The sequence below is a fragment of the Dysosmobacter welbionis genome (assembly GCF_005121165.3).
GTDB lineage: Bacteria > Bacillota > Clostridia > Oscillospirales > Oscillospiraceae > Oscillibacter > Oscillibacter welbionis.
Window position 1 is genome coordinate 1199472 of the sequence record NZ_CP034413.3, and the last position, 16989, is coordinate 1216460.

A 16989-nucleotide genomic window follows, 5' to 3' on the forward strand; every position below is an offset into this window, starting at 1 on the left:
AGATTATCAGGCAGCTTGTAAAGTTACGAGCCCTCAAAAAGTAACAAATAATTACAAAATTAAAAATTTATTCACAAATCACAGCAAGAACTCGAAAATGCCCTGTCTCCCAGCCGGAACCAGTGGCGTGAAAAGCGCCGGGCGCGGATTTCCGCGTCCGGCGTTCAAAGCCGTTTTCACGCTGTGGTCAGGCGGCCGTCCTCGTCGAACTTCACCGGAACGATCTCGTTCCGGGTCTTCTGGGCGATGTCGTCGATCCGCATCTTGGCAGGATAGTCGGAGATGAAAGTCACTGCCACGCCCTGCCGCCTGGCCCGGCCGGTCCGGCCGATCCGGTGGACGTAGTCCTGGTTTTCGTCCGGCACATCGCAGTTGAACACGATGTCCACATCATCCACGTCGATGCCACGGGCCGCCACGTCGGTGGAGACGAACACCCGCAGCTCGCCCCGGCGGAACTTCTCCATCACCTGCTCCCGCTTCCGCTGGGGAATATCGCCGTGGATGCACTCCGCGTCGATGCCCCGCATCTGCAGGAACTTGGTGATCCGCTCTGTGGAGCCCTTGGTGTTGCAGAAGGCCATGCACCGGTCGAAACCCGTCTCGTTCAGAATCTTTTCAATGGCGTCTGCCTTACCGTCGTGGGGCACGTCCATGCGGAACTGCTTGATGTCCGGCTTGTTCTGCTCATCCTCCCGGACGGTAATCTCCGCCGCGTCCCGCTGGTACACCCAGGCGATGTCCATGACCTCCCGGGAGATAGTGGCGGAGAAGAGTCCCAGGTTCTTCCGCTTGTTCATCTTGTCCAGCAGGCGGGTCACGTCATGGATGAAGCCCATGTCCAGCATCCGGTCCGCCTCGTCCAGCACCACGGTCTGCGCCGTGTCCACCCGGACGGTGCGGCGCTTCATGTGGTCGGAAAGCCGTCCCGGCGTGGCCACCACGATCTGGGGGTGCTTCTTCAGCGTGTCGATCTGCCGGCCGATAGGGGCGCCGCCATAGAGGCACACCGTCCGCACGCCGGGCTTGAAGGCTGCCAGGTCCCGAATCTCGTCGGTGATCTGGATGGCCAGCTCCCGGGTGGGGGCCAGGATTACCGCCTGGACGCTCTCGTCCTCCGGGTCCACATGCTCCACGATGGGGATGCCGTAGGCAAAGGTCTTGCCGGTGCCGGTGGGGGCCTTGGCGATCACATCCTGCCAGTCCATCATAGGCGGGATGCAGCCTGCCTGGACCGGGGTGGACACCTCAATGTTGCGTTTTTCAATGGCGCGTATGATCTCCGGCGACAGGTGCAGGCTGTCGAACCGGACGCCTTCCGTAAATTCCATGGCTCTCTTCCTCTTTCGTTTATCCGTTGGCCTGGCCGGCGCGGCTGCGCCCGTAGATCATGGGCACTACCAGGACTACCAGTGCCAGCAGGGCTGAGAAGAACGTGGTCTCGCTGGTCACCATAGCGCCGGCGGCCACCACCAGGCCCGCCAGCATCCAAAGCCAGCCGGCAAACCGGTGGACCTCTTTCCACAACGGCGGATTGTTTACCGTAAAGGAGAACCGCAGGGCCAGCTTGGCATCCTCCGTGCAGTCGAACATGTGGGAGCCCAGCAGCATCAGCACCAGACCCAGAATGCAGGGCGTGTAGAAGTTCAGACTTAGCCCCTGGCCGGAAGTCTCCAAAATGGCGCCGCTGCAGAACAGCAGGGAAATGGTTGGAAAGCCCCAGCGCCCCATGAGCCGGTTAAACGCCGGTGGGATCTTCATCCGCTTTTGATACTGCAGCAGCATGAACTGCGCGACAGCCTCCAGCAGGCACATCAAACCGGGCAGGAGGAGCGCCACCGCCCACCGGGGCAGGGAGTCATCCTGGCCGCCGGGGCCGATCAGGCCGGTCTCCACAATCTCCGGGATCCGGTCCCACATCCGCACGCCCAGGATCATTGGCAGGGCGCAGGCCGTCAGCGTCACGATCAGCAGCGCCCGCTGCTTTTCCGGCGACAGGTGCTTTCCAAATATCTCAGCCCCCCGGATTTCCAGGTCGCGGGGCAGGGCCTCTCTCTTTTTTCGGTTGCTCATAGTCAGCCGGGTCCTCCTTCTGGGGTCCGCAGGCAGATCGCTCTGCCGTCAAAATTTTTCTTTTCTCCGGGCTTCCTATGGACTGCGCCGGGGGAAACGGGTATTATTATATATGGAAAATACGCTTTTGTAAAGCACTGTCAAGGAAAACGCCCGTCCATGCGGAGCAGCCCCGCCCGGCCGCTCCTTGCTCTCCCGGAGAAAAGCAGTCCCGGAATATGTTCGCATTTCCCCGCATTCCTCCGTTTTTTGAGTAAATTTGTCTTATAATTGTAGTAAAATTTTGTATTGTGCCCCGTAAGATTCACAAATTTTATGGTACATTGTAAGAACCAGAAAGCTCCAGAGCGGATACGGAGGTGCCACGTGAACGGCGGAATGGATTATGTACGCATTTTGCGGGACCTGCGGGAAGATGCTGACAAGACCCAGACCCAGATCGCTGAGGTGCTCGGAACATCCCAGACGATGTACGCCCGCTATGAGCGCGGGGCCAACGAGCTTCCGATCCATCATCTGATCACGTTGAGCAAATACTACGGGGTCAGTACGGACTACCTGCTGGGTCTCAGCAAGGAACGCTGAAACGCGGACAGGGAGAGCTCCCTGTCCGCGTTTTTCAGGTTTCTTCAATCTGCCGGGGCAATCTCCTGTGCTTTTGCCTCGACCACGCTGCTCTCGTCGGCATCGGGCAGGTCCGCGGTAAAGTGATCTGCTGCCTGCCCGGTCATGGTGCCGGAAAACTCTGTAAGCCCGTTGTCGCCGCTGACAGTCTCATAGCTGGTGCCGTCCCCGTTGTCCTGGGACACAGTCCACCGGTCCAGGTCGCCAGTGACGTCAATGGTGACAGTCCGGGTCTCCCGGCTGCCGTCCTCATGCACCACATCCATATCGTAGGCGTAGTGATAGGCACCCGCGGTCTCCATGGCCTCGGTGATGTCAATCTCCTCACCCTGAGCGTGGAGGATCAGCCGGCCGTTCTCCTTGGTGACCGGCTCCCCGGCCGCTACGGTGACATACACCTCGTTGCCCTGGTTATCCTGGGCTAGGTACTGATTTCCGGATGTCCAGACGATGGTGAACTGCCGGAAGAACTCCCCGTCCGTGGCCACGTTCACTGCCCCGGCGGTGACGGCCAGCGCCATCACCATGGCAGCGGCAATGGCCGCGCCCCGCAGGACCCGGGGCATCCGCTTTCTGTGCTTCATCTCCTGCATTTTCTGAAAAACCTCCTGTTTGGCTTGGTCGGAGGCACGGAGATGGGAAAAGGTCTCCTGGTACAGTCTCTTGTCGATCATGACTCTGCCTCCTGTAAGATCAGTTTCAGCTTCCCCCTGGCCCGCATGAGCCAGGTCTGCACGGTGGACGGATTGGCCCCCATGGCCGCCGCGATCTCCTGTACGGAGCAGTCTTCGTAGTAGTAGAGATACACCGCGGCCCGGTATTTGGGCGGCAGGCCCATCACGTGCTGGTAGAGCTCACTCTGCTGCGGCGTGTCGAACACCGGCTCCCCGGCCTCCTCCAGAGGCCCGGTCCGCCTGCGCCACGGAGAGCGGAGCAGCTTCTTGCTCTCGTTCACCGCCACCCGGACGACCCAGTACCGCTCATGCTCCGGCGACCGGAAGGGCTTTCGCTCCAGATAGAGCTTCAGCAGCGTCTCCTGCATCACGTCCTCCGCGTCGGCGCGGTTTTTCAAATAGCTGTATGCCAGCCGGAACACGGTGTCGCCATAGCGCTCCACCGCCCCCTCGAATGCCGCGTCTGTCAATCTCATCACACCTTGCTGTTGGGATGGGCGGCAGCGCCGCCCGGAAAGGCCTTTCTATCGGGAATATCCCTCACTGGGGTGAAATATCTCACCCAGTCCGAAAGTTTTTCAAAAATCATGCGCCCCGCGCAGGAGCGGGATCTCGAAAACCGGAAACGGCTGAGCCGTTTCCGGTTTTCTGCGTTTTTCTCAGATCGGATCACTTGTGGGGCACGTGCCAGATGTTGTCGGCATACTCCGCCACAGCCCGGTCGGCGGCGAACACGCCGCTGCGGGCGATGTTGTGCAGGCTCATGCGATTCCAGGCCGTCTGGTCCCGATAGGTCTCCGCCATGCGCTTTTCCGCCTGGCAGTATGCCTGGAAGTCCGCCAGCAAAAAGTACTCGTCCGCGGGGCTGCCCCCGGCGCCGAACAGCAGCCGCTGGTACAGGTCGTCGTACCGGACACCGTCCCGGAAGCCGGTCCGCAGCGCGTCCAGGCACCGGTGAAGCACCGGGTCCCGGTTGTACAGCCGCTGGGGCACATAGCCTTCCCGCTTCAGCTGCTCCACCTCGTCGGCCCGCAGGCCAAAGAGGAACATGTTCTCGTCCCCCAGCAGGTCGTGCATCTCCACGTTGGCACCGTCCAGGGTGCCAACGGTCAGGGCGCCGTTCATCATGAACTTCATGTTGCCGGTGCCGCTGGCCTCCTTGCCGGCGGTGGAGATCTGCTGGCTCACCTCGCTGGCGGGCATCAGCTGCTCCGCCAGGGAGACCCGGTAGTTCTCCAGAAACACCACCTGCAGCTTATCGCGGCAGATAGGGTCGTGGTCGATCTGATCCGCCAGGGAGTTGATGAGGCGGATGATCCGCTTGGCCACTGCATACCCCGGCGCCGCCTTGGCGCCGAACAGGAACGTGTGGGGCTGCGTGATGGCGTTGGGGTCGTCCTGGAGCTTCTGGTACAATGCGATGATGTGCAGCACGTTCAAAAGCTGCCGCTTATACTCGTGGAGCCGCTTCACCTGAACGTCGAAGATGGCGTCCGGGTTCAGCTCCACGCCCCGGGTCTTCTTGGCATGGGCGGCGAAGGCCGCCTTGTTGGCCCGCTTGATGGCACCCAGCCTCTCCAGAACAGAGGCGTCATCGGCATAGTCATCCAGCTTTTTCAGGGCCTGGGGGTGCAGCAGATAGTCGTCCCCGCCGGTCAGGTCCCGGATCAAGCCGTCCAGTCCGGGGTTGATCTCACTGAGCCAGCGGCGGTGGTCAATGCCGTTGGTGACGTTCCGGAATTTCCAGGGCTCCATGCCGTAGGCGTCCCTGAAAACGTCCTTTTTCAGGATCTCGGAGTGTAGGCCGCTGACGCCGTTGACCGCCATGCCGCCGGCGATGCAGAGGTTGGCCATGCGGACCTGACCGCCCCAGACGATGGCCATTTTCTCCGTCTTCTTGGGGTCGTGGTAGAAGTCCTCCACCTTCTTCTGCCAGCGGCGGGAGATCTCCAGGATAATCTGCCACACCCGGGGCAGCAGGAATTCCACCAGGCTCTGGGGCCAGCGTTCCAGCGCCTCCGAAAGGACCGTGTGGTTGGTGTAGGCCACGGATCTCGTGGTGATGTCCCACGCCTCATCCCAGTCCATGCCGGCGTCGTCGATCAGGATCCGCATCAGCTCCGGGATCACCAGGGCCGGGTGGGTGTCGTTGATCTGGATGACGTTCTTCTCATGGAAGTTCTTCATGGTGCCGTACAGTTCGGTGTGCTTGGCGGCGATGGACTGGAGGGTGGCGGACACGAAGAAGTACTGCTGTTTCAGCCGCAGAGACTTGCCCTCCAGATGATTGTCCTCCGGATAGAGGACCTTGGCAATGGTCTCTGCCATGGCCTCGTCCTCCGCGGCCTTCAGGTACTCGCCCCGGGAGAACAGGGACATATCCACCGGCTGGGTGGACCGGGCGTCCCACAGCCGCAGGACATTCACATGCTCCGTGCCGTAGCCGGCGATCTCCATGTCGCAGGGCACGGCCTGGACCACCGTGGCGTCCTCATTGACGATGTGCAGGTGGCCGTTGTCCCAGAACTCCCGCACGGTGCCGCCGAAGCGGACCTCCTGGGTCTCCGCGGGCTTTGGCATCAGCCAGGCCGCGCCCAGGTCCTTCCAGTTGTCCGGCAGCTCTACCTGCTGGCCCTCCACGATCTTCTGCTTGAAGATGCCCAGCTCGTAGCAGATGGAATAGCCGGTGGCCGGGATCTCCAGCGTAGTCATGGAGTCTAGATAGCAGGCGGCCAGGCGGCCCAGGCCGCCGTTGCCCAGGGCGGCGTCCGGCTCGATCTCAAAGATGTCGGCCGCCTTGAAGCCCAGGTGCTCCAGCGCCTCCCGCAGCTGGGGCAGCAGCCCTAGGTTATAGGCATTCTTCATCAGGCTGCGGCCCATCAGAAACTCCAGAGACAGGTAGTGCACCTGCCGGGCATGCTGCTGGCGGGCCTTCTGACGGGTCTCCACCTCCCGCAGAGCCATCATGTCCCGCAGGACCAGGGCGCTGGCCCGCATCATCTCTCCATCCGTTGCCTCCGCCGCCGTCTTTCCGAAGCTGACCATCAGCTTGGCGGTGAGGGCGTTCTCCAGGGTCTGTGTGGTAATTGGTGTCATGCGTCTCCTTACTCCGCCGGCTCCTGTTTCCCGGCGGTCCCCTTCTTGGGTTTGGTCTCTTTCTTGGCAGGCGTCCTCCTGCCGCTTTTGGCGGCCGTCTTTTTGGCGGCCGGTTTCTTGGCTGCCGTCCGCTTTCTGGCGGCAGGCTTCTTCTCCGGTGCGGCCGGAGCGGCCTCCTCAGCCGCCGGCTCGGCGGACGATTGTGCCGCTTCCGCGGTCGGCTGCGGAGCAGGTTCGTCAGATGCGGGCTCCGCCGCTTCCGCGGGGGCGGTCTCTTCCGCGGGGGCGGTCTCTTCCGCGGGAGCGGATTCCTCCGCCGGGGCGGACTCTTCTGTCCGGACGGGCTCCTCCGCAGGGGGCCAAGGCTGGCCGGTGACGGTGCTGTAAATGTGCAGGTACTCCCCCGCGCTCCGGGCCCAGCTGAAATCGCAGGCCATAGCCCGCGCCCGCAGCCGGGCGAAGGCGTCGGGATAGTCCTTGTAAAGATACACCGCCTCCCGGATCACATACAGCATATCACTGCCGGCGTAATTTGCAAAGGTAAATCCGTTGCCGGCGTCCCTCCAGGACTCGTACGGGCTGACGGTGTCCTTCAGTCCGCCGGTCTCCCGGACGATGGGCACGGTGCCGTACCGCATGGCGATCATCTGACTCAAGCCGCAGGGCTCGCTCTTGGAGGGCATCAGGAACAGATCCGCGCCTGCATAGATGGCCATGGACAGCTCCTCGTTGTAGTCCAGGCGCACGGCCATGCGGCCGGAATACTGCTGGGCTGCCCACTGGAAGAACTCCTCGTACTTCCGGTCCCCCTTGCCCAGGATCACCATCTGCAGGGGCAGCTCCATCATGTCGTGGAGCACCTCGCACACCAGATCCAGGCCCTTGTGGGACACCAGGCGGCTGACGATGCCCACGATGGGAACGTAGGGCTCCTGCCGCAGGCCCATGAGCTTCTGCAGCTCCGCCTTGTCCGCCTGCTTGCCCGCCATGTCCGCCGCGCTGTAATTGACGGCGATGTGGGGATCCGCGGCGGGGTCATACCGCTTCACGTCGATGCCGTTCAGCACGCCGGAGAGCTTGTAGCCGCAACGGCGCATGATGCCGTCCAGCCGGTGGGCGAAGTAGGGCATCTTCAGCTCGTTGGCGTAAGTAGGAGAGACGGCGTTGACGGCGTCGGCGCACAAAATGGCGCCCTTCAGCAGGTTCACGTCCCCGTCCATCAGAATGGTGCCGTCATCCGCCCAGCCGTGGTCCAGGCCGAACAGGTCCCCCAGGGTCTGGCGGCCGTAGCGGCCCTGGTACTCAATATTATGAATGGAGAGCACGGTCCGGATACTCCGGAACCGCTCCTCCCGCACGCTGTCGTCCTTCAGATAGATGGGCACCAGGGCGGTCTGCCAGTCGTTGCAGTGGATGACCTCCGGCCAGAACCTCAGGTGGGGCAGCATCCGCACCACGGCCCGGGAGAAAAATCCGAACCGCTCGCCGTCGTCCATGTAGCCGTACAACTCCGGACGCCGGAAATACTGCTCGTTGTCCAGGAAGTACCAGGTGACGCCGTCCCGTTCCATGGAGAACAGCCCGCAGTAGCTGTGGCGCCAGGCCAGGTCCACATAGTCGTAGCATTCAAAATGCAGCTGGTCGCTGAATTTCTCCTTCACCTTCTGGTACAGGGGCAGCACCACCGCCACATCCGCGCCCTGGGCCGCCAGCGCCGCAGGCAGGGAGCCCGCCACATCCGCAAGGCCTCCGGTTTTGCAGAACGGAACCGCCTCGCTGGCCGCATATAAAATCTTCATAGTCCTCTCCTTTCACGCTCATGCGCCCCGCCCTCCGGCAGGGTCAGGGACCGGCGGGACTCCGTCAGCCGGAGCCCCGCCCGTCTATTCGCCGTCCTGGAAGCCTTCCTCCCGCACTCACACCTGACTGCCCTTGGCCAGCACGATGGGATACGAGCTGTGTCCCATCAGCGTCCGGTCCGGCAGGATTTCTACATTTTTATCCGCGATCAGATGGGACACCGCCGCGCCCCGGCGCACCGCCGTCTCCTTGAAGAGCACGCAGTTGCGCACCACAGCGCCGGCCTCCACCACCACGCCGGGGAAGAGGATGGAGTTCTCCACCACGCCCTCGATGTTGCAGCCGTCTGCGATCAGGGAGTTCTCGCAGTAGCCGTCGGGTCCGATGTAGGCGGAGGACTTGTCAGTGGCCTTGGCCCGGATGGGCCGCTCGGCACAGAACAGCTCCGCCCGGATGGCCGGGTCCAGCAGCTGCATACTGCGGTCGTAATACTCCTGTACAGAGCGGATCTGCGCCGCGAAGCCGCCCCAGATGTATCCCTGGAGCTTCAGGCTGTCCTTCCGGGCCTGGAGCACGTCCCGCCGCAGGCTGTACTGATCCCGGGTGGCGCACTCGTCCACCAGATCCAGCAGCAGCCTGGTGGAGAGGATGTACACTTCCAGCCCCCGGTAGCCCCTGGGCCGGTGGAGGTGATACAACACATCCGTGACGCGGCCGGTGCCGTCCAGCTCAAAATAGGTGCCGTTCTCCGTCTCAAAGCTGTCGTTGCCGCAGACTACGGTGATGTCCGCGCCGGACTTGATGTGCTGGTCATAGATGTCGGACAGGGGCAGGTTCACCACCAGGTCGCCGTCCATAAGCACCACATAGTCCCGGCGGATCTCCTCCAGATAGGAGCGGACGCCCGCCAGGGCCTCCATCTTGCCCCGGAAGACCGCCGCCTCGCCCCAGTGCTGCTTGTATGCAAAGGGGGGCAGGATCTTCAAGCCGCCCCGCTTGCGGGACAGGTCCCAGTCCTTGCCGGTGCCCAAGTGGTCCAGCAGGCTCTGATAATGGCCGTGAAGCACCACACCCACGTCCGTGACACCGGCGTTCACCAGGTTGGACAGGGCGAAGTCCACCGCCCGGTACCTCCCGCCGAAGGGGATGGACGACGCGGAGCGGATCTCCCCCAGCTCCCGCAGGTCATTGCGCTTTTCATAGGAAAAGATGATCCCGTGCATGCCGTTCATCTGGACACCTCCTCGCCGTTCTTGTTCAGCATCACGCCGGGGCGCACCCGCTTCTCATCCTCCAGGACGCAGCCCGGCGCCAGCACCGTCAGGCCCCAGGGATCCGGCGCCGTCTCCTCCGGCGTGCCGCCCAGGCAGCAGTTGCGGCCGATGCGGCAGCCCTCGCCCAGGATAGCGTATTCCACCACGGCGCCGGGCTCCACGGTCACCCCGGGGAACAGGACGGAGTAGGACACCCGGGCCCCCTCCCCCACGGTGACATTGGGAGCCAGGACGGAGTTCTCCACCGTCCCCTCCAGATCGCTGCCCCGGTTGAAGGCACTGTGGCTGATCTGGCAGCGGCGGCCCAAAAAGGCCGGCGGCGCGTTGACGGACCGGGCGTAAATGGGCCAGGACTCGTCCAGCAGGTCCAGGCCCGACTCCGGGGAGAGCATATCCATGTTGGCGTCCCACAGGGACTCCAGCGTCCCCACGTCCTTCCAGTAACCGCTGAAGCGGTAGGCGGCCATCCGTTCTCCATCCCCCAGCATGGCGGGGATCACATTTTTGCCGAAGTCATTTTCGGAGTTGGGGTTGGCCTCGTCAGCCTCCAGATACCGCCGCAGGGTCTTCCAGGTGAAGACGTAGATGCCCATGGACGCTAGATTGCTCTTGGGCTCCTTGGGCTTCTCTGCGAACTCCGTGATGAGGTCGTTCTCGTCCACGCTCATGATGCCGAAGCGGGACGCCTCCGACCACGGCACCTCCATGACGGAGATCGTGCAGGCGGCGCCCACGGCCTTATGGCGCTCCACCATCTTGGAGTAATCCATCTTGTAGATGTGGTCGCCGGAGAGGATCACCACATACTCCGGGTCATACAGGTTGATGAACCCGATGTTCTGATAGATGGCGTTGGCGGTGCCCTTGTACCAGGTGCCGCCCTTGCTGCCCATGTAGGGCGGCAGGATGTGGACGCCGCCGGTGGACCCGTCCAGGTCCCAAGGCACGCCGCTGCCGATGTAGCTGTTCAACTCCAGGGGCCGGTACTGGGTCAGCACGCCCACGGTGTCGATGCCGGAATTGGTGCAGTTGGACAGGGGAAAGTCGATGATGCGGTATTTCCCGCCGAAGGGCACGGCGGGCTTGGCCATGTCGCCGGTGAGGACGTACAGGCGGCTGCCCTGGCCGCCGGCCAGCAGCATGGCGATGCACTCTTTTTTCATGTCTTTTCCAACTCCTTTGCCTGTTGTTTCTTCCTGGGTCTGGGGAACGTCCCCTCGCCCCGCAGGAACACCGCACCGAAGGCCGGGATCCGGATGGCGGCGGAGCATTCCTTTCCATGGGAGGGCACGGCCTCCACCATCACCGCCTCAGAATCGCCGAAACCGTCGCCGCCGTATGCGGGGTCATCGGTATTGAACACGGGCACATACCGCCTGTAGGGCGGCACGCCCATCCGATAGTTCGTATAGGTGTTGGGCGAGAAGTTCACCGCGCACATAAGGTCGCGGCCCTTCTTGTCCCTGCGCAGAAACACCACCACGTTGTTGTGGTTGTCGTCCGGCACCAGCCATTCAAAGCCCGCCCAGTCGAAGTCGACCTCCCACAAAGCCGCCGTCTTTTTATAAAAGGCGTTGATCTCCCGGAAGAACTTCCGGAGCTTCTGATTCTCTGGTCGGTCCAGCAGGTACCAGTCCAGCTGCCCGTCGGAGTCCCACTCGTGCCACTGGCCGATCTCCGCCCCCATAAACAGCAGCTTCTTCCCCGGGTGGGCCAGGAGATAGGCGTAGAAGCCTCTCAGGCACCGCAGCTGGTTGTCGTAGTCCCCGGGCATCTTCCCCACGATGGACCCCTTCATGTGGACCACCTCATCGTGGGAGATGGGCAGCACAAAGTTCTCAGAAAAGGCATACATCATGGAGAAGGTGATGTCCTTGTGGTTGTACTGGCGGAAATAGGGATCCAGCTTCAAATAGTGGCACATGTCGTTCATCCAGCCCATGTTCCACTTCAGATTGAAGCCCAATCCCCCCACGTCCGGCGGGCGGGTCACCAGGGGCCAGGCGGTGGACTCCTCGGCGATCATCAGCACGCTTGGGTCCGTCTGGAAGGCCATGGTGTTCAGCTCCCGCAGAAACTCGATGGCCTCCAGGTTCTCGTGTCCACCGTACTGATTGGGGGTCCAGGCTCCGCCCTGGCGGTCGTAGTCCAGGTACAGCATGGAGGCCACCGCGTCCACCCGCAGGCCGTCGATGTGGTACTCTTCCAGCCAGAAGCGGGCGGAGGAGAAGAGAAAGCTCTTCACCTCGGGCCGGCCGTAGTCGAAGACCCGGGTGCCCCAGGCGGCGTGCTCCCGCTTGTTGGGATCGCTGTACTCATAGCAGTAGGTGCCGTCGAATTCGTAGAGGCCCTGAGCGTCCTTGCAGAAGTGGGAGGGCACCCAGTCCAGCAGCACCAGGATGCCGTTTTTATGCATGTGGTTCACGAACCACATGAAGTCCTTGGGCGTGCCGAACCGGGAGGTTGGGGCGAAGTACCCGGTGCACTGGTAGCCCCAGGAGTCGTCCAGGGGGTGCTCCGTCACCGGCAGCAGTTCGATGGCGGTGTAGCCCATATCCTTCACATAGGCGGCCAGATCCTTCGCCAGGTCCTTGTAGTCGATGAAGTCCCCGTTTCCCCGCTTTTTCCAGGAGCCCAGATGGACCTCATAGATATTCAGCGGTGATGTATAGACCGGGTGCTTGGCCTTCTTCTCCCGGAAAGCGCCGTCCGTCCACTTGAATCCGCTGATGTCATACAGCTTGCTGGCTGTCGCCGGCCGGGTCTCTGTGTGGAAGCCGTAGGGGTCCGCCTTCTGGCGGACCTGGCCGTCCGCCCCCCGCACCGCATATTTATAGGAAGTATAGACCGGCAGGTCCGGCAGAAAGCCCTCCCAGATCTCGCCCTTACGGGCGAGGGGGGCCGCTCCCTCCTCCCAGTCGTTGAAGTCGCCCACGACGGACACCGCCTCCGCATGGGGGGCCCAGACCCGGAACGTCCAGCCATCTCTGCCCCGCTTTTTGGCAGGGTGGGCGCCGAACCAGCGCCAGCCGTCCGTCATCGTCCCCTGGTGGAAACGGTCCGCCTGTCCTTGTTTTGCCATGGCAGCAGCTCCTCTCCCCGCCGCGGAGTATCCCCGGCAGGCTCGTCATTCTTAGAGTAAAGCGTTTGCGCGGAATCTGGATATGCATATAATTGTTTATATTATACTTCCTGGGAAAAATACCGTCAAGGATGGTCCTGTCGAAAAAGGGCGGCACAAGTTGGTGGGATTTCCCAGTTTTTTCCCGTATTTTCACAAGAATGTTTGGTGCTTTTTGTGGGATTGGTCAGGATTTTTCCCGGAACTTTCCGCTTTTTAATCTCGTCTGAACAGAGGAAAAATTTTCCGCCCGTGTTGGGCGGAACGGAAAGGAAGAATCCCATGAAATCCCGCTCTCTGTTCTGTGCGGCACTGGCCGTGCTGCTGCTCCTGCTCTCCGCCTGCGGTCATCCGGCACCAGAGGCCAGCGGAGCCGCAGCGGAAGGGCTCTCCGCCACGGACACCATCACGCCGGAGGAAGGCGTCGCCATTCTGGAAAAGCAACTGGGCGCAGTGGACGAGGCCACCGGCAATGTGATGTCCTACGGCTACGAAGGGCCGCTTACTCTGGACGGAGTGGACTATTACAACTACCGGGTCTCCTGGCTGGTGGACGGCGATCACCTGTCCTATCTCACCAACTATCTGGTATCCACCGACGGGCTGGTGGTCCAGGAGTACCTGCCGGAGACGGATTGATTGCCAAATGAAACCACCCGCCGGGCCTGCATAGCCAAACAAATCCTGCGGATACTAGCTTTTGCCAAGCAGAATCATCCTGAAAAATCTGAAAGACAAAAGGAGTTTTCGATATGAAGGCAACTGGAATCGTGCGGCGGATCGACGACCTGGGCCGGGTGGTAATCCCCAAGGAGATCCGGCGCACCATGCGGATCCGGGAGGGCGATCCATTGGAAATCTACACCAGCCGCGAGGGTGAGGTCATCTTCAAGAAATACTCGCTGCTGGGCGGTGTGGAGGACTTCGCCGCGGAGCTCTGCGAGACCATGAGCCGGTCCACCGGCAGCGTCTGCGCCGTCACGGACCGGGACACGGTCATCGCCGTGGCGGGCGGCAGCAAGCGGGAGCTTATGGGCAAGCGGATCACCCCGGAGCTGGAGCAGATCATGGAGAGTCGGAAAATCTACCAGTACACCGGCGAGGGCCAGCCCCTCCAGGTGACGGAGGGCATCGACAGCCTGCTGACCACCGTGGCGGCCCCCATCCTGGCGGAGGGCGACCTGCTGGGCCTGGTGCTGTTCATCTCCAGCGATCCCGCTGCCGTCACCGGCGACACCGAGTACAAGCTGGCCCAGACCATCGCCGCCTTTCTGGGCCGGCACATGGAGAGCTGAATCCTCTCTCCCGCGCGGACGCCTGTACAGGCGTCCGCGTTTTTGATGGCATGAAATGCCGGAAAGACGCTATGCTGGAAGTATCCCCCAATTCGGAAGGAGCTGCTTCCATGACAGTTTCAGAGTGGATCGCGTATGTGGACCAGCGGGTCTGGGGCCCGGGAATGCTGGTGCTGCTGATGGGCACCGGCGTCTTCCTCACCCTGCGCACCCGCTTTCTCCCCTGGCGGAACCTGGGCTGGGCGCTGAAAAGTGTTCTCGGCCGTGACTCCCGCGCCAAGGCAGGCGGGGCCGGCGATGTGTCCCCCTTCTCCGCCCTGATGACCACGCTGGCCGCCACCATCGGTACCGGAAACATCGTGGGCGTGGCCACGGCCTTGGTGGCGGGCGGCCCCGGCGCCTTGGTGTGGATGGAGATCTCCGCCCTCTTCGGCCTTTCCTCCAAGTGCGCGGAGTGCCTGCTGGCCGTCAAGTACCGCCAGCGGGACGCCGGCGGCGAAATGCGCGGCGGCCCCATGTATACCATGTGCGCCGCCCTGCGGTGGAAGCGGCTGGGAGGTGCCCTGGCCTTTCTCTTCGCCCTCTTCACAGTTCTGGCCTCCCTGGGCATGGGGGACATGGCCCAGGCCAATTCCATCGCCGGGGCGCTGGCCGACAGCTTCTCCGTTCCGGCCCGGACCACCGGGGTGGCAGTGGCTCTGCTGGCTCTCGTGGTCATTCTGGGCGGTATCCGGCGGATTGCCGGAGTCTGCTCCGTGGTGGTGCCCCTCATGGCGGTCCTTTACCTGCTGGCGGGCACCGCAGTGCTGCTGGGGCATCTGTCCGCTCTGCCCGGAGCCGTGGCAGAGATGTTCCGCCTGGCCTTCTCTCCCGCCGCCGCTGCGGGTGGCGCGGCGGGGACTATGACCGCCTCCGCCCTGAACGCCGCTCGCTGGGGCATTGCCAGAGGCTGCTTTTCCCACGAGGCGGGCATGGGCTCCGCCGCCATCCCTGCTGCCTCCGCCGCCACAGACAGCCCCGCCCGCCAGGGGTATGTGAACATGACCGGCGTATTCTTCGACACCACAGTGATCTGCACAGTCACGGGCCTGTGCATCTGCGCCTCCGGCGTGCTGGGGACTGCCGACGCTTCCGGCGGGCAGGTAAACGGCGTGGCCCTCACCGCCCTGGCCTTTAAGACCGTGCTGGGCCCCCTGGGGGGGCTGCTGGTCTCCCTGGGGATCGTGCTGTTCGCCTTCTCCACCATCCTGGGATGGGAGTTCTGCGGGGAAACGGCCTTTGCATTTCTCTTCGGCCGCCGGGCCATCCCTCTCTATCGAATTCTCTTCGCCCTGGCGGCCTTTCTGGGCGCCACTCAGAGCCTGGAGGTGGTATGGAATCTCTCCGACATCTTCAACGCCCTGATGGCAGTGCCCAACCTGATCTCCCTGCTCCTCCTCTCCGGCACCGCCGCCCGGGAGCTGGAGGCCTTCCAGCCGGAGATCCGCCGCGGGCGGAGACTCCGGCAGAGGCGGGCCGTCCGGCGGGCACTCTGAGTCCGCTTTCTTCAGGTGCCACCGACGGGGGCCGCCTGCCCCTGCCGGCATGTCCGGGACCGTGTGCAGGTCCGTCTCCCCATTCGGATGGGAAATGGCGGAATTCGTGAATTTTTTTCTGGAGGAGTTGCTTTTTTCCAGTTTGATGGTAAGATAAAGTACGGTAAAAATTTTAAACAAAGGACTTGATACCATGACCAAAATTGATATTGTCTCCGGCTTCCTTGGCGCCGGCAAGACCACTCTTATCAAAAAGTTGCTGGCGGAGGCCTTTCCCGGCGAAAAGCTGGTGCTGATCGAGAACGAGTTCGGCGAGATCAGCATTGACGGCGGCTTTCTGAAGGAGTCCGGCGTGCAGATCAGCGAGATGTCCGCCGGGTGCATCTGCTGCTCCCTGGTGGGGGACTTCCACAAGGCGTTGAAGGACGTGCAGGCTCAGTTCCACCCGGACCGCATCCTCATCGAGCCCTCCGGCGTGGGCAAGCTGTCCGACGTGATCGTGGCGGTGCAGAACACCGCCGATGAGACCGACGACATGAAGCTGAACAGCTTCGTCACCGTGGCGGACGCCACCAAGGTGAAGGTCTACATGAAGAACTTCGGCGAGTTCTACAACAACCAGATCGAGGCCGCCGGCACCATCATCCTCTCCCGGACCCAGAAGATGAGCCAGGAGAAGCTGGAGGCCGCCGTGGCCATGCTGCGGGAGAAGAACGCCGACGCCGCCATCCTCACCACCCCCTGGGACCAGCTGGACGGCAAGACCATCCTGGCGGCCATTGAAAAGGTGTCCCTGGCGGACGAGCTGCTGGGGAAGATGCGCGCCGAGCACGCCGCCGATGAGGCGGAGCACGAGCATGCGCATCACCACCATGACCACGAGCATGCGCATGAGGAGCACGAACACCATCACGATCATGACCATCACGACCACGAGGAGCATGACCACCATCACGATCACGATGAACACGCGCATCACCATGACCACGACCACGAGTGCGACGATCCCAACTGCTCCTGCCACCACCATCACCACCACGCCGACGAGGTGTTCACCTCCTGGGGCAAAGAGACCCCCAAGGTGTTTGCCCAGGCGGACATTGAGCGGATCCTCACGGCCCTGGACTCCGGCGACTACGGCAAGATCCTGCGGGCCAAGGGCATCGTGAACGGCGAGGGCGGCAAGTGGATCGAGTTCGACTTCGTCCCCGAGGAGCATGAGGTCCGGGCAGGCCATCCCGACTACACCGGCCGGCTGTGTGTCATCGGCGCCGAGCTGCAGGAGGACAAGCTCTCCCAGCTCTTCGGTCTGTGAACTCTTTTCTTGAAAGACTGTAACCACACTTGATATTGCTGCACAAAATCAAGTGGAGTCCGTCCCCGAAGTAGGGAAAAGAGCCAAAAGAGCTTCAGCGCGCCGCGGTGGCCGGTGTGAGGGACTGTCAGAGTCGAAAGTCAGATTTCCTGCTGTCCGGGCGCCCGTTCCGCGTATTTTAC

General features: G+C 62.5%; 14 protein-coding genes. 5 read left to right on the forward strand and 9 right to left on the reverse strand.

Annotation, left to right across the window (positions count from 1 at the left end):
• Nucleotides 1-176 precede the first annotated feature (176 nt).
• Together EIO64_RS06395 and EIO64_RS06400 are read right to left on the reverse strand one after the other, a co-directional pair.
• Nucleotides 177-1331, reverse strand: a complete 1155-nt coding sequence (locus EIO64_RS06395; RefSeq protein WP_021748111.1) for a DEAD/DEAH box helicase — start codon at nt 1329-1331, stop codon at nt 177-179.
• A 19-nt stretch (nt 1332-1350) separates the two neighbouring features.
• Nucleotides 1351-2073, reverse strand: a complete 723-nt coding sequence (locus EIO64_RS06400; RefSeq protein ID WP_021748112.1) for an SdpI family protein — start codon at nt 2071-2073, stop codon at nt 1351-1353.
• Between the two features lie 378 nt (nt 2074-2451).
• Here EIO64_RS06400 and EIO64_RS06405 point away from each other — a divergent pair, with 378 nt between their 5' ends.
• On the forward strand, nt 2452-2658 hold the full coding sequence (locus tag EIO64_RS06405) for a helix-turn-helix domain-containing protein (RefSeq protein WP_021748114.1): 207 nt from the start codon (nt 2452-2454) through the stop codon (nt 2656-2658).
• Nucleotides 2659-2702: 44 nt separating this feature from the next.
• Here the strand turns inward: EIO64_RS06405 and EIO64_RS06410 are convergent, their stop codons facing one another.
• The 7 genes from EIO64_RS06410 to glgB all read right to left on the reverse strand — a co-directional run bounded on the left by EIO64_RS06410 (nt 2703) and on the right by glgB (nt 12623).
• Nucleotides 2703-3371, reverse strand: coding sequence for a hypothetical protein (locus EIO64_RS06410; RefSeq protein WP_025544070.1), 669 nt, complete (start codon nt 3369-3371; stop codon nt 2703-2705).
• A complete protein-coding gene (locus EIO64_RS06415; protein WP_021748116.1) occupies nt 3368-3847 on the reverse strand; it encodes an RNA polymerase sigma factor in 480 nt (159 codons plus the stop codon). The genes EIO64_RS06410 and EIO64_RS06415 overlap by 4 nt, the downstream gene beginning before the upstream one ends.
• Before the next feature lie 193 nt (nt 3848-4040).
• The gene (locus EIO64_RS06420; RefSeq protein ID WP_021748117.1) at nt 4041-6467 is read right to left on the reverse strand and encodes a glycogen/starch/alpha-glucan phosphorylase; all 2427 of its coding nucleotides are present in this window, start codon (nt 6465-6467) and stop codon (nt 4041-4043) included.
• 8 nt (nt 6468-6475) lie between these two features.
• A complete protein-coding gene (gene glgA, locus EIO64_RS06425) occupies nt 6476-8266 on the reverse strand; it encodes a glycogen synthase GlgA (RefSeq protein WP_119311588.1) in 1791 nt (596 codons plus the stop codon).
• Nucleotides 8267-8383: 117 nt separating this feature from the next.
• Nucleotides 8384-9499 (reverse strand): glucose-1-phosphate adenylyltransferase subunit GlgD, encoded by a 1116-nt coding sequence (gene glgD / locus EIO64_RS06430; protein WP_021748119.1) that lies wholly within the window; start codon nt 9497-9499, stop codon nt 8384-8386.
• The gene (locus EIO64_RS06435) at nt 9496-10704 is read right to left on the reverse strand and encodes a glucose-1-phosphate adenylyltransferase (RefSeq protein WP_119311589.1); all 1209 of its coding nucleotides are present in this window, start codon (nt 10702-10704) and stop codon (nt 9496-9498) included. Before EIO64_RS06435 ends, glgD begins: the two co-directional genes overlap by 4 nt.
• Nucleotides 10701-12623: a 1,4-alpha-glucan branching protein GlgB gene (glgB, locus tag EIO64_RS06440; protein ID WP_119311590.1), complete on the reverse strand. Its 1923-nt coding sequence runs from the start codon at nt 12621-12623 to the stop codon at nt 10701-10703. Before glgB ends, EIO64_RS06435 begins: the two co-directional genes overlap by 4 nt.
• 321 nt (nt 12624-12944) lie before the next feature.
• Between glgB and EIO64_RS06445 the strand changes: the two genes are divergently transcribed.
• The 4 genes from EIO64_RS06445 (at nt 12945) to EIO64_RS06460 (ending at nt 16807) form a co-directional block, all read left to right on the forward strand.
• On the forward strand, nt 12945-13301 hold the full coding sequence (locus EIO64_RS06445; RefSeq protein WP_021748123.1) for a hypothetical protein: 357 nt from the start codon (nt 12945-12947) through the stop codon (nt 13299-13301).
• 113 nt (nt 13302-13414) lie between these two features.
• On the forward strand, nt 13415-13957 hold the full coding sequence (locus EIO64_RS06450; protein WP_021748124.1) for a stage V sporulation T C-terminal domain-containing protein: 543 nt from the start codon (nt 13415-13417) through the stop codon (nt 13955-13957).
• Nucleotides 13958-14067: 110 nt separating this feature from the next.
• A complete protein-coding gene (locus tag EIO64_RS06455) occupies nt 14068-15492 on the forward strand; it encodes an alanine/glycine:cation symporter family protein (RefSeq protein WP_119311591.1) in 1425 nt (474 codons plus the stop codon).
• Between the two features lie 193 nt (nt 15493-15685).
• Nucleotides 15686-16807, forward strand: coding sequence for a CobW family GTP-binding protein (locus EIO64_RS06460; protein ID WP_119311592.1), 1122 nt, complete (start codon nt 15686-15688; stop codon nt 16805-16807).
• Nucleotides 16808-16989 lie beyond the last annotated feature (182 nt).